This is a genomic window from Aeromonas sp., from assembly GCF_051657805.1.
Taxonomy (GTDB): Bacteria; Pseudomonadota; Gammaproteobacteria; order Enterobacterales; family Aeromonadaceae; genus Aeromonas.
Map to the genome: position 1 here is coordinate 259,516 of NZ_JBOFLJ010000019.1, position 12,680 is coordinate 272,195.

At 60.6% G+C, this 12,680-nt stretch carries 12 protein-coding genes; 8 read left to right on the forward strand and 4 right to left on the reverse strand.

What is annotated here, in order from left to right; genetic code table 11:
• Position 1 precedes the first annotated feature (1 nt).
• The 8 genes from nadC (at position 2) to yacG (ending at position 7,222) form a co-directional block, all read left to right on the forward strand.
• Positions 2-859 (forward strand): carboxylating nicotinate-nucleotide diphosphorylase, encoded by an 858-nt coding sequence (gene nadC / locus ACRCYW_RS06865; RefSeq protein WP_438549376.1) that lies wholly within the window; start codon positions 2-4, stop codon positions 857-859.
• A 317-nt stretch (positions 860-1,176) separates the two neighbouring features.
• A complete protein-coding gene (gene tapA, locus ACRCYW_RS06870) occupies positions 1,177-1,599 on the forward strand; it encodes a type IVa pilus major pilin TapA (protein ID WP_438549377.1) in 423 nt (140 codons plus the stop codon).
• Positions 1,600-1,602: 3 nt separating this feature from the next.
• Positions 1,603-3,309 carry a PilB family type IVa pilus assembly ATPase TapB gene (gene tapB, locus ACRCYW_RS06875; protein ID WP_438549378.1) on the forward strand — a complete coding sequence of 569 codons (1,707 nt, stop codon included), beginning with the start codon at positions 1,603-1,605 and terminating at the stop codon, positions 3,307-3,309.
• A gap of 119 nt (positions 3,310-3,428) precedes the next feature.
• Complete coding sequence (locus tag ACRCYW_RS06880; protein WP_438549379.1) at positions 3,429-4,670, forward strand: type II secretion system F family protein; 1,242 nt, start codon at positions 3,429-3,431, stop codon at positions 4,668-4,670.
• A gap of 79 nt (positions 4,671-4,749) precedes the next feature.
• Positions 4,750-5,622: a prepilin peptidase gene (locus tag ACRCYW_RS06885; RefSeq protein ID WP_438549457.1), complete on the forward strand. Its 873-nt coding sequence runs from the start codon at positions 4,750-4,752 to the stop codon at positions 5,620-5,622.
• An 18-nt stretch (positions 5,623-5,640) separates the two neighbouring features.
• Positions 5,641-6,255, forward strand: coding sequence for a dephospho-CoA kinase (gene coaE / locus ACRCYW_RS06890; RefSeq protein WP_438549380.1), 615 nt, complete (start codon positions 5,641-5,643; stop codon positions 6,253-6,255).
• Positions 6,256-6,292: 37 nt separating this feature from the next.
• Positions 6,293-7,015, forward strand: a complete 723-nt coding sequence (gene zapD / locus ACRCYW_RS06895; protein WP_438549381.1) for a cell division protein ZapD — start codon at positions 6,293-6,295, stop codon at positions 7,013-7,015.
• Positions 7,016-7,027: 12 nt separating this feature from the next.
• Positions 7,028-7,222: a DNA gyrase inhibitor YacG gene (gene yacG / locus ACRCYW_RS06900; RefSeq protein WP_438549382.1), complete on the forward strand. Its 195-nt coding sequence runs from the start codon at positions 7,028-7,030 to the stop codon at positions 7,220-7,222.
• Positions 7,223-7,317: 95 nt separating this feature from the next.
• On the opposite strand, the gene mutT is transcribed toward yacG, so the two are convergent.
• From mutT to ACRCYW_RS06920, 4 genes are all read right to left on the reverse strand, one after another.
• Positions 7,318-7,725 carry an 8-oxo-dGTP diphosphatase MutT gene (gene mutT / locus ACRCYW_RS06905; RefSeq protein ID WP_438549383.1) on the reverse strand — a complete coding sequence of 136 codons (408 nt, stop codon included), beginning with the start codon at positions 7,723-7,725 and terminating at the stop codon, positions 7,318-7,320.
• 8 nt (positions 7,726-7,733) lie between these two features.
• Complete coding sequence (locus tag ACRCYW_RS06910; RefSeq protein ID WP_438549384.1) at positions 7,734-8,918, reverse strand: tetratricopeptide repeat protein; 1,185 nt, start codon at positions 8,916-8,918, stop codon at positions 7,734-7,736.
• A gap of 72 nt (positions 8,919-8,990) precedes the next feature.
• Complete coding sequence (gene secA, locus ACRCYW_RS06915) at positions 8,991-11,711, reverse strand: preprotein translocase subunit SecA (RefSeq protein WP_438549385.1); 2,721 nt, start codon at positions 11,709-11,711, stop codon at positions 8,991-8,993.
• A gap of 57 nt (positions 11,712-11,768) precedes the next feature.
• Complete coding sequence (locus tag ACRCYW_RS06920; RefSeq protein WP_438549386.1) at positions 11,769-12,674, reverse strand: peptidoglycan DD-metalloendopeptidase family protein; 906 nt, start codon at positions 12,672-12,674, stop codon at positions 11,769-11,771.
• Positions 12,675-12,680: the final 6 nt, after the last annotated feature.

Consider the following 12,680-nt stretch of genomic DNA (forward strand, 5'->3'; position numbering starts at 1 on the left):
CATGCTACAACAGGACATCAGCCGCGCCGTACGCGCCGCACTACTCGAAGACTTGGGCGATGCCCTCACCGCGCTGGATCAACCGGATGCCAGCGCCGACATCACGGCCCAGCTGATCCCGGCCGATCGCGTCTCCACCGCCCGAGTCATCACCCGCGAAGCCGGTGTCTTCTGCGGCCAGCCCTGGGTCGACGAGGTGTTTGCCCAGCTCGGCGGCGAGGTCAGGGTGGAGTGGTTGGTGCAAGATGGCGAGAAACTCTCCCCCAATCAGGAGCTGTTCCGCCTCCACGGTCCGGCCCGGGCGTTGCTGACCGGTGAGCGCAACGCATTGAACTTCGTGCAGACCCTCAGCGGCGTGGCCACCCTCACCGCCCGCTACGTGGCCGAGCTGGAAGGCACTGACTGTCGCCTGCTCGACACCCGCAAGACGCTGCCTGGTCTGCGCAGTGCACAGAAATATGCCGTCACCTGCGGCGGTGGCAAGAACCATCGCATCGGTCTCTACGACGCCTATCTCATCAAGGAGAACCACATCCTCGCCTGCGGCGGCATCAAGGAGGCGATCAACGAAGCACGGCGCCTCAACCCGGGCAAGCCGGTGGAAGTGGAGGTCGAATCTCTGGCGGAGCTGGAACAGGCCCTGGCAGCCCAGGCTGACATCGTGATGCTGGATAACTTCGATGTGCCCATGATGGAAGAGGCGGTCGCCCTGAATCAGGGGCGCGCCAAGCTGGAGGTTTCCGGCAATGTGATGCTGGATACCCTGGCCAGCTATGCCGCCACCGGCGTCGACTTTATCTCGGTGGGTGCCCTGACCAAGCATGTGCGGGCACTGGATCTGTCGATGCGCTTTATCTGATGGCGGCGGGTACAACGCCATTTGGCGGTCCTGCCAGATATTACAGGACTCGAAACTTGCAAAAGGCGCCACAGGCGCCTTTTCTTTATGCAGGATCCCACGACATAAGGAGTGTGAAATGGGCCCTCCCCTCGATAAAAAGAGTCATTAGAGGCTTTTTAATCTTTGATTTTCTTATGTTTTTCACGAAACGGCAGAAAAGTGCTTAACAAGGGGGCAACCTCTGTTGCCAACCCGAAACGCTCGGATAAGATACTGGCGTGTGGATAGAATTCCACCGGCACTTCTCAGGAACCATGGAAAAAAGGATATTTGACATGAAGAAACAGTCGGGTTTTACCCTTATTGAATTGATGATAGTGGTCGCGATCGTCGCCATCTTGGCCGCTATCGCCCTGCCTGCCTACCAAACCTATACCAAGAAGGCGAAGTTTTCGGAGGTCGTTGCAGCTACTGGCGGCTTTAAAACTGCGATTGAAGTCTGTGCGCAAACGACTGGCGCAACAGCAATGGGTAGCTGTGATGCTGGTATGAATGGCGTCCCCGCAAACGTCTCCGCCGCAAATGGTAACGTTGCGTCAGTCACAATAGATGATACGACCAACGCAATAACGGCTACAGCTGTCAACTCAAATGGGCTTGCTGGTGAAAATTATATTCTCGTGCCAACTATTACTAGTGGGAAAGTGAACTGGGCAGCAAGTTCAGCTGCAACTTGTATAGCGGCTGGTATCTGCTAACGCATGACCTCTAGCCCCAATAGCGGCCTGGCTACCAGCCTGGCCGCTTCTTCCCTCCTGAGTGAGCCAGACTCACTACGCTATCTGAGCCAGGCAAAGGCGCAGCGCAAGCCTTTTGTGACCTTCCTGATCGAAAACGATATTCTCGACAGCAAGGCGCTCGCCGACTTTTGCGAGCTGGAGTATGGGGTACCTCTGCTGGATCTGTCTGCCTTCGATCTCGCCGAGATCCCGCAGAAATACCTCAACCAGAAGTTGATTGAAAAGCACCACGTACTGCCCATCTACACCCAGGGACACACCCTCTATATCGCCATGTCGGATCCCACCAATGTGTCGGCATTGGAGGATTTCGGCTTCAGCTTCGGGCTGCACACCGAGGCCTTGCTGGTCGAAGAGATCAAGCTGACCACTGCGATCGCCAAGTTGATGGAGAGTGAGCAGGATGTCCTCGGGGTGGCGCATATCGATGAAGCCGAGATCTCTGAACTAGAAGTTTCCAACGAAGACTCACGCCTCGATGAGGGAGTCAATACCGCGGATGACGATGCCCCCATCGTCAAATACATCCACAAGATCATGATCGACGCCATCAAGCGTGGGGCCTCGGATCTGCATTTCGAACCCTACGAGGCCAAGTACAGGATCCGCTTTCGCATCGACGGCATATTGCACGAGATTGCCACCCCACCGGTCAACCTGTCCAACCGCTTCGCGGCACGCCTCAAGGTGATGGCCAAGCTCGATATTGCCGAGCGGCGCCTGCCCCAGGATGGCAGGATCAAGCTGAAACTGTCCCGAAGCAAGTCAATGGACATGCGGGTCAACACCCTGCCCACCATGTGGGGGGAGAAAATCGTTATCCGCTTGCTGGACTCCTCGGCGACTCGCCTCAATCTCGATCAGCTTGGCTTCGATGAGAGGCAGAAAGCCCAATACCTGAACGCCCTCTCCAAGCCCCAGGGCATGATCCTGGTCACCGGCCCCACCGGCTCTGGCAAGACGGTTTCCCTCTATACCGGCCTCAACATTCTCAACACCCACGAGGTCAACATCTCCACCGCCGAAGATCCGGTGGAGATCAACTTGCCAGGGGTCAATCAGGTGCAGATCAACCCCAAGGCCGGTCTCACCTTCGCCAGTGCCCTGCGCTCCTTCCTGCGCCAGGATCCGGACATCGTCATGGTGGGGGAGATCCGGGATCTGGAGACCGCAGAGATCGCCATCAAGGCCTCCCAGACCGGCCACCTGGTGCTCTCCACCCTGCATACCAACTCGGCGGCAGAGACTCTGACCCGGATGATGAACATGGGGGTGCCCGCCTTCAACATCGCTTCCTCAGTCACCCTCATCATGGCCCAGCGCCTAGCCCGCAAACTCTGTGAACACTGCAAGGTCCCCGAGGTTGTGCCCGATGCCGAGCTGCAGGAGTTAGGTTTCAGCCAACAACAGCTAGTCTCAGGATTACGGTTATTCAAACCCGTGGGATGCAAGGAGTGCTCGGGGGGATACAGGGGACGGGTCGGCATCTACGAGATCATGCTGATGTCCGACAATATCGCCAAGCTCATCATGCAGGGAGCCAACTCCTTGCAGATTGCCGCCATCGCCCAAAAGGAAGGCATGCGAAGCTTGCGAACCTCTGGCCTCGAGAAGGCCCGATTGGGGATCACCAGCCTGGCCGAAATAAATAGGATCACCACCAACTGAAGCTTTTCAGGGTCATCGGGTTTAGATCACATCGGCTCCGATGACGCTCTTCAAGCCAAGATGAACCGGACTGGAAACTATATCACCCGGCCACCGTCGCCCAATTGCAGGATGCAGTGATGGCAACATTAGCGCACAAACAGAATGCCCAGAAAAAAGTCTTCTCCTTCCGCTGGCACGGAGTAAATCGGAAGGGACAGAAGATCTCCGGTGAGCTGCAGGCTGACAGCATCAACACCGTCAAAGCTGAACTTCGCAAGCAGGGAGTCAACGTCACCAAGGTCAGCAAGCAGGGCCAGGGTCTGTTTTCAAAGGGCGGCGCCAAGATAAAGCCCATGGACATCGCCGTCATCTCCCGTCAGATCACCACAATGCTCTCTGCCGGCGTCCCTCTGGTGCAGAGCCTGCAGATCATCGCCCGCGGCCATGAAAAGGCGGCAGTGCGTGAACTGATTGGGCAGATTGCCGCCGATGTGGAGACAGGCACCCCCATGTCCGAGGCGCTGCGCCGCCACCCTCGCCACTTCGATGCCCTCTACTGCGATCTGGTGGAGGCGGGGGAGCATTCCGGGGCGCTGGAGACCATCTACGACAGGATTGCCACTTACCGGGAGAAGAGCGAAGCGCTCAAGTCCAAGATCAAGAAGGCGCTGTTCTACCCGGCCATGGTCATCCTGGTGGCCATCATAGTCACCTCCATACTGCTGCTGTTCGTCATTCCGCAATTCGAGGAGATCTTCAAGAGTTTCGGTGCAGAGCTCCCCATCTTCACCCAGTTTGTCATCGGCATATCCCGCTTCATGCAAAATTGGTGGTATGTGATCTTCGGCGGCATAGGCCTCGCCATCTTCCTCTACGTGCGGGCCTGGCGCAGCTCCCAGAAGGTACGCGACAACACGGACAAGTTTCTGCTCAGCATCCCCATCATCGGAGCGATACTGCACAAGGCGGCCATGGCCCGCTTCGCCCGTACCCTCTCCACCACCTTCTCCGCCGGTATCCCCCTGGTGGATGCGCTGGTCTCGTCCGCCGGTGCCTCCGGCAACTATGTCTATCGCACCGCCATCATGGCCATCCGCAACGAGGTGGTGGCGGGCATGCAGATCAACGTCGCCATGCGCACCGTCGATCTCTTCCCCGACATGGTGATCCAGATGGTGATGATAGGTGAGGAGTCCGGCGCCATCGACGACATGCTCTCCAAGGTCGCGACCATCTTCGAACAGGAGGTGGACGACATGGTCGATGGCCTCACCAGCCTGCTGGAACCCGTCATCATGGTCGTCCTCGGGGTGCTGGTCGGCGGCATGGTGGTCGCCATGTACCTGCCCATCTTCAAGCTGGGCTCTGTGATACACTAGCCCCCTGCGCGCGAGTGGCCGGCCACGATCAGCCAGATCCGGTGCACTCGCAGCCCCTTTCCAACAAACTCGGTTGACTATGGCCTCTCTCATCGAACTGGCTCAGGCCCTGCCCTGGCTCTACTTCTCCCTGATCTTTCTCGTCTCCCTGATGATCGGCAGCTTCCTCAACGTGGTCATCCATCGCCTACCCATCATGCTCGAGCGCGACTGGCAGGCCGAATACCACGGCTACTTCGATAGCGAGCCCGAAGCCACTCCAACTGCCCCTTACAACTTGATGGTGCCACGCTCCGCCTGCCCTCACTGCGGACATCCCATCACGGCCATCGAGAATATCCCTTTGCTAAGCTGGCTATGGCTAAAGGGACGCTGCCGTGAATGCCAGGCCCCCATCTCGATACGCTACCCCCTGGTCGAGCTGCTGACCGCCTTGCTGTCGGTCGCCGTTGCGGCCACTCTATCCCCGGGCTGGGGAGCCCTCGCCGCCCTGGCCCTGACCTGGACCCTGGTCGCGCTCACCTTCATCGATCTGGACAAGATGCTGCTGCCGGATCAACTCACCCTGCCCCTGCTGTGGGGAGGCTTGCTGTTCAACCTGCTGGGGGGCTTTGTCTCGCTGGGGGATGCGGTCATCGGTGCCATGGCGGGCTACCTGGTGCTCTGGACCCTCTATTGGGCCTTCAAGCTGCTCACCGGCAAGGAGGGCATGGGGTATGGGGACTTCAAGCTGCTGGCCGCCCTCGGCGCCTGGCTCGGCTGGCAAGCCCTGCCCATAGTGCTGCTGCTCTCCTCCCTGGTCGGCGCCGTCTTCGGGATCGGGCTCATCGTGCTTCGCAAGCATCACCAAGGCAACCCCATTCCCTTTGGTCCCTATCTCGCCATCGCGGGCTGGATCGCGCTGCTGTGGGGCGATAGCATCACCCGCTGGTATCTGGATTGGGTGCTCTGACGAAGCGAGGTTTAAAGGATGTATGTGGTAGCGATTACCGGCGGCATTGGCAGTGGCAAGACCACGGTCGCCAACCAGTTTGCGGCGCTCGGCATCGACGTGATCGATGCCGATGTGATTGCCCGTGAAGTCGTGGAGCCCGGCACCCCGGCACTGGCGGCCATCGCCGACCATTTTGGTGCCGACATGCTGGGGGAAGATGGGACCCTGGACAGACGGGCCCTGCGCGAACGCATCTTCAACCACCCGGAGGAGAAGCTGTGGTTGAATGCCCTGCTTCACCCGCAGATCCGCAGCGAGATGCTGCGCCAGTGCGCCGCAGCCAGTTCCCCCTACTGCCTGCTGGTCGTCCCTCTGCTGGTCGAAAACGGGCTCACCGGCCTCGCCGATCGGATACTGGTCATCGACGTGGACGAAGAGACCCAGATCGAGCGCACCTGTCGGCGCGACGGTGTCAGCCGCGCCCAGGCAGAGGCCATACTGGCGGCTCAGGCAAGCCGGGCAGAGCGCCTCGCGGCCGCGGATGACGTGCTGGACAACCAGAATGGGTCGAGTGAGACCATTTCTACGCGGATTTTAGCGCTGCACCGAACATATCTGGTGTTTGCCTCTCAACAAGCCCCCCAACACTGAGTACACTAGGCCGGTTTATGGCTGGCCAGGATTAGGCATGATTTACGACTTCCCCCTCAATGAAAAAAGCCGGACCTATCTTCGTCTGGAGTCCCTGTTTTCCCAGATCCGCGACAATCTGGAGAGTGACCAGCCTTGGGCACACATCGCCTTCTTCAAGGGGTTGTTCGATCTGCAGGAGTTGCTTGAGCGCGGTGACCTGCGCGCCGATCTGATCAAGGATCTGGAGCGCCTCGGCCAGCGCCTGAGCCACTGGGCCAGCCTGCCTGACGTCGACCTCGAGCAGATCCAGCGGATGCAGCAGGAGAGCACCCAGCTCTCCCGCAGCCTGCTGCACTCCCCTCGCCCCGGTGCTCGCCTGAAAGAGGATCGCCTGCTCGGCTCCATCCGCCAGCGTTTCTCCATTCCCGGCGGCCTCTGTGCCTTCGACGTGCCCCAGCTGCACCACTGGCTGGTGACCCCGGCCATCACCCGCCACCAGCAGATGCAGCAGTGGCTCAGCGACATCAATCTGCTGATGAACGCCATCACCCTCTTGCTGCGCCTGTGGCGCGAGTCCGGCAACTTCAGCGATCAGGTCGCCACCAATGGCTTCTTCCAGGATACCGCAGAGGGTGCCGAGCTCATCCGCATCCGCCTGCCCGGCGGCCAGTCCTGCTACCCGACCCTGAGCGGCCACAAGAACCGCTTCGCCCTGCGCTTCCTGCCCACCGCCGAGCAGCAGATCGGCGACGTGCCCTTCCAGCTCGCCTGCTGCTAAGGAGAGAACGACATGGTCACCAAGGTAAAATGCCCCACCTGCCAGAGCGAGGTTGAATGGACTCCCAAGAGCCCGTTTCGCCCCTTCTGCAGCAAGCGTTGCCAGCTGATCGACCTCGGTGAATGGGCCGACGAGGAGAAGCGCATTCCCGGCGAGATCGATCCCGAGCTGCTGCCCTACCCCGAAGAAGGGGAGCAGTGGCAATAAGCCACGCAGCAAAAAGGGCCCGATGGGCCCTTTTTTCATGGTGCTGGTGACGGAGCACGACCCCTGATCCGGGTCTGGTGTGCCCCCTTCAACCCTCAGGGTACGAGCTGTTGCTGCAACCGGGTCACGATGGGGCCGTTGGCATCCGGGAACTGGTATTCGTGCAGGGCAGCCAGCGGCACCCAGCGGCACTCCTGCCCCTCCTTGCCAAACGGCTCGCCATCAAAGCGGGTCACCTTCCAGATGTCCAGCAGCACCTGCTTGTCCGGGTAGTCGTGGTGCAGCTCCATGAAGGGACTGCAATCCTGCACCCGGATCCCGATCTCCTCCCACAGCTCCCTGTCCAGGGCTGTGAGCAGATCTTCCCCCGACTCCACCTTGCCCCCCGGGAACTCCCAGCGATCGCCCTGGTGGCGATCCGAGGAGCGTTTGGCGAGGAAGATCTCCCCCTTCTCATTCTCGATGACGCCGACCGCCACCCAGATCCGTTTCTTCGCTTCCATTTTCGTCCTCAACGTAAAGATGACAATCTGGCCATCCAGGGAGTCAGGCGACCGGCCTGCAATGCCCCCTGGGCCATGAAGATATTCTGCCCCACGTGCTCGCTCCCCGACGGGGAAGGCAGGGGCCAGGTCGTCGACCCTGGCGGGGTGAAGCAGCGATCGTGGATCAGGCTGCTCTGACGCAGATAAGGCCACAGGCAATCGCGCAGGAACCACTGATCGATGTTCGGCGTCTCCATATTGCCTGACCGATAAGCCGTCACCCACGGTGCCAGGGGGGGCAGGACGCCGGCTACCCCGCCCCACATGCCGGCCAGCACTAGATCGGTATGGCTCCACCAGTCACGCATGATATGGAACCAGCGTCCCGATGCAAGCCAGGCATCGACGGCCACCCGCTCCCTCGCACTCAGCACCGAGTCCGCATCGCGGATGAGAAAGCGCCCGACCCCGGGATCGCTGGCCACCAGGAAGCGCCAGCAGAGTCGCTCCCGCAGAGACTGGCCGGCGGACTGCATCATCACCTCGGCGCCGTGTTCCCGCAGGCAGGCCAGCAGCTCCGCCGGCACGCTCTCGTCCACGTAGAAACGCACCCGCCAGCCCGGGTAGAGATAGGCGGCCGCCAGCACGTTGTCGAGCGCCCCCCTCAGGTAGCGGGGCTCCCGGCCCCACAGGGAAAAGGCGATGACGTTCCGCCGCTCCCCCTGGGTCGCCAGCCAGGCATCCGGGCTCATCGCGGGAAGAGACCAGCCTGCGGGCGAGGAGCCGCTCGCTTCATCTTTCAGCATCAGCGCCCGGGTGCCCGCCTGCGCAGCCTCGCCGTGGCGACCGAGTTTGGCGAGACAGGTACAGAGCCCATCCTGGGCCAGAAAATCGTCCGGCTCTCGCCTTGCCAGCTCCTCCAGATGCACCAGAGCCCGCTCATGCTGGTTCGCTCGGGAGAGGCAGACACAGAGATTGCGCAGCACCTCGATGTCATCGGGGGCGACCCCGTGCGCCTGTTCCAGCACCTGGGAGGCAGAGCCAGGATCGCCGCACAGGAAGAGGTAGTAGGCAAACTGCAGCTGCAGGGGCACGGGCTTGCTCTGCTGCGCATTCAATCGCGCCAGCACCTGCTGCACCGCCTGCTGGCGATCCCCTTGCAACCAGCTGGTGTGGGCCTCCCTGCACCAGCCCGTCGGCACCTTGCTCATCTTCACTCTCCTTATGCTGGTCCCTGAAATGAATGCACCGCCCGAAGGCGGTGCATCAATCATGGCAAAGGCTTAGGTCAACTGACCGTGGCAATGCTTGTACTTCTTGCCGGAGCCGCAGGGGCAAGGGTCGTTGCGCCCCACCTTCTGCTCGTCCCGCACGAAGGTGACCGGCGCCGCTTCGCCCTGAGTCTCCTCATCCGCCAGCTGGTTCTCGGCGGCGGCATGGGTGTAGGTGCGGGGGGCAGTTTCCGCCTGCTGGCGCTGGTGCTCTTCCATCGCTTCCACATCGCGCTCCTGGACCTGTACCCGGCTCAGGATGCTGACCACGTCGCGTTTGAGGGTTTCCAGCATCTGGGTGAACAGATCGAAGGACTCGCGCTTGTACTCCTGCTTGGGGTTCTTCTGGGCGTAGCCGCGCAGATGGATGCCCTGGCGCAGGTGATCCATGGCCGCCAGATGCTCCTTCCACAGGCCATCCAGGGTCTGCAGCATCACCGCCTTCTCGAAGTTGCGCAGCACTTCCTTGCCGACCAGCTCTTCCTTGTGGGCGTAGAGCTTGGTGGCTTCTTCCAGGATGCGCTCGCGCAGCTTCTCTTCATACAGCTTGTCATCTTCCGCCAGCCACTGCTGCAGCGGCAGATCCAGCGCGAAGTCGGACTTCAGACGCGCTTCCAGACCCGGCACGTCCCACATCTCTTCCAGGGACTGGGGCGGGATGTACTCGTCGATGATGGCGCCATAGACGTCGTCACGGATGACGTGGATGGTGTCGGAGATGTCGTTGGTATCCAGCAGTTCATTACGCTGTTCATAGACAACTTTACGTTGATCATTCGCTACGTCATCGAACTCGAGCAGGTTCTTACGGATGTCGAAGTTGCGACCTTCCACCTTGCGCTGAGCATTCTCGATGGCCTTGGTCACCCAGGGGTGCTCGATGGCCTCGCCTTCTTCCATGCCCAGCTTCTTCATCATGCCGGTCACACGGTCGGAGGCGAAGATCCGCATCAGGGTATCTTCCATGGAGAGGTAGAAACGGGAGGAGCCCGGGTCACCCTGACGACCGGAACGGCCGCGCAGCTGGTTGTCGATACGACGGGACTCGTGGCGCTCGGTGCCTATGATGTGCAGACCGCCGGCGGCCAGCACGGCGTCGTGACGCACCTGCCAGGCGGCCTTGATCTCGCGGATCTGTTCATCGGTCGGATTCTCCAGGGCGGCGATCTCCGCTTGCCAGTTGCCGCCGAGCACTATGTCGGTACCACGACCGGCCATGTTGGTGGCTATGGTGACGGCGCCGGTCTGACCCGCCTGGGCGACGATCTCCGCCTCCATGGCGTGGAACTTGGCGTTCAACACCTTGTGGGGGATGTTTTCCTTGGTCAGGATGCCGGACAACAGTTCAGAGTTCTCGATGGAGACGGTACCCACCAGCACCGGCTGGCCGCGCTCGACACAGCCGCGGATGTCTTCGATGATGGCGGCATACTTCTCATTGGCGGTCAGGTAGACCAGATCGCCCATGTCTTTGCGCACCATCGGCTTGTTGGTCGGGATGACGACGGTATCCAGGCCATAGATCTGCTGGAATTCAAAGGCTTCGGTATCGGCGGTACCGGTCATGCCCGCCAGCTTGTCGTACAGACGGAAGTAGTTCTGGAAGGTGATGGAGGCCAGGGTCTGGTTCTCGTTCTGGATCTTGACCCCTTCCTTCGCCTCGACCGCCTGGTGCAGGCCATCGGACCAGCGACGACCCGGCATGGTACGGCCGGTGTGCTCGTCGACGATGACGATCTCGTCCTTCTGGACTATGTAGTCCACGTTGCGCTCGAACAAGGTGTGGGCACGCAGGCCGGCGTTGACGTGGTGCAGCAGGCTGATGTTGGTGGCGGAGAACAGGGAGTCCTCTTCCGCCAGCAGTCCCTCTTTCTTGAGCAGCTCTTCCACGAAGATCTGGCCGTTCTCGGTCAGCAGGGCCTGACGGTTCTTCTCGTCCACCGTGTAGTGGCCGTCACCGGTGTACTCCTCGGAGTCTTCCTTGTCCTGCTTGACCAGCAGGGGGATCAGCTTATTGACCTGGATGTACATGGCCGAGCTGTCTTCCGCCGGGCCGGAGATGATGAGCGGGGTACGGGCCTCGTCGATGAGCACGGAATCCACCTCATCCACCAGCGCGTAGTTGAGCGGACGCTGCACGCGCTGCTCAGGCGAGAACGCCATGTTGTCGCGCAGGTAATCGAAGCCAAATTCGTTGTTGGTACCATAGGTGATGTCGGCGGCGTAGGCGTCGCGCTTCTGGGACGCATCCATGCCGGGCACGTTGCAGTCCACCGTCATGCCGAGGAAGGTGAACAGCGGGCGGTTCGCCTCGGCATCACGCTTGGCCAGGTAGTCGTTCACCGTCACCACGTGCACGCCGCGGCCGGAGAGGGCATTCAGGTAGGCGGGCAGGGTCGCGGTGAGGGTCTTGCCTTCACCGGTTTTCATTTCGGCGATGCGGTTGGAGTTCAGCACCATGCCACCGATCAGCTGGACGTCGAAGTGGCGCATGCCGAACACCCGGCGGGAGGCTTCGCGCACGGTGGCGAAGGCTTCCGGCAGCAGCTGCTCAAGAGTCTCACCCTGCTCCAGGCGCTGGCGATACTCAGCGGTCTTGGCCTGCAGCTCCTGATCGGACAGTGCCTCGAACTGAGGCTCCATCGCATTGATCTGTTTTACTATTTTGCGCAAAGCCTTGAGCGTTCTGTCGTTCCGGCTGCCGATAATCTTGGTGAGCAGTGTGCTAATCATGGGTACCAACTATTTTGGTTATATAAGCGTTCCGTCACTGGAACCTGAAGAAAAAACCTAACCCCGTCTGGCGTTCAGAAAGCGTGCGGGGTTGACCTGACGACCATCTTTCAACACTTCGTAATGCAAATGAACCCCGGTCGCGCGACCGGTGCGCCCCATCAGGGCTATCTTCTGGCCTTCATCGACCAGGGTGCCCACGTCCACCAGCAACTTGGAGTTGTGGGCGTAACGGGTCACCAGACCATTGCCATGGTCTATCTCCACCATGTTGCCAAATTCCGGGTGACGTCCCGCCCAGCTGACGATCCCCTTGCCGGTCGCCAGAATGGGAGTGCCGGGCTTGCCCCGGAAGTCCACGCCCTTGTGCATCTTGGCACGGCCGTTGAACGGATCGACCCGGCCACCGAAGCCGGAGGAGATCCAGACCCGCTCCTGCTTGACCGGCGAGCCGGAAATAAAACCGGCATCGGTGATATGGTGATTCATGATGAAAGATTCAAGTACCGACAGCTGTTCTTCGCGGCTGCTGAGCTGACGGTTGAGGTGCACCATGGAGTCCTGCAGCTCGTTGAGGCTGACTTCCAGATCCGCATCATAGGAGGGGCCGCCCATGGGAGGCAGCTCCTTGAAGTTGAACTCCTCGGGATCCAGGTCTGCCTTTTCGGTCAGCCGCTCGCCGAGGGCATTGAGACGACCCAGCTGCCCCTGCATGGTGCCCACCTGGGCGGCCAGCATGGCAAGCTGTTCACGGGCTTCATCGGCCCCTTGCGTCGATTTCTGTTGCTCGGCCATGGTCAGCGCGACTTCCAGCGCTTCCATCTTCTGGTGCCAGCTCTGCCAGAGCCAGCCACCGCCCAATGCCAACAGGGAGAAGAGAATACCGCCGACCCAGGCCAGACGTTGTTTGGGTAAGTGCAACTTGCGGCGCTGCTTACCGTGGAGGATCAGGGTAATGCTCATAGAAAT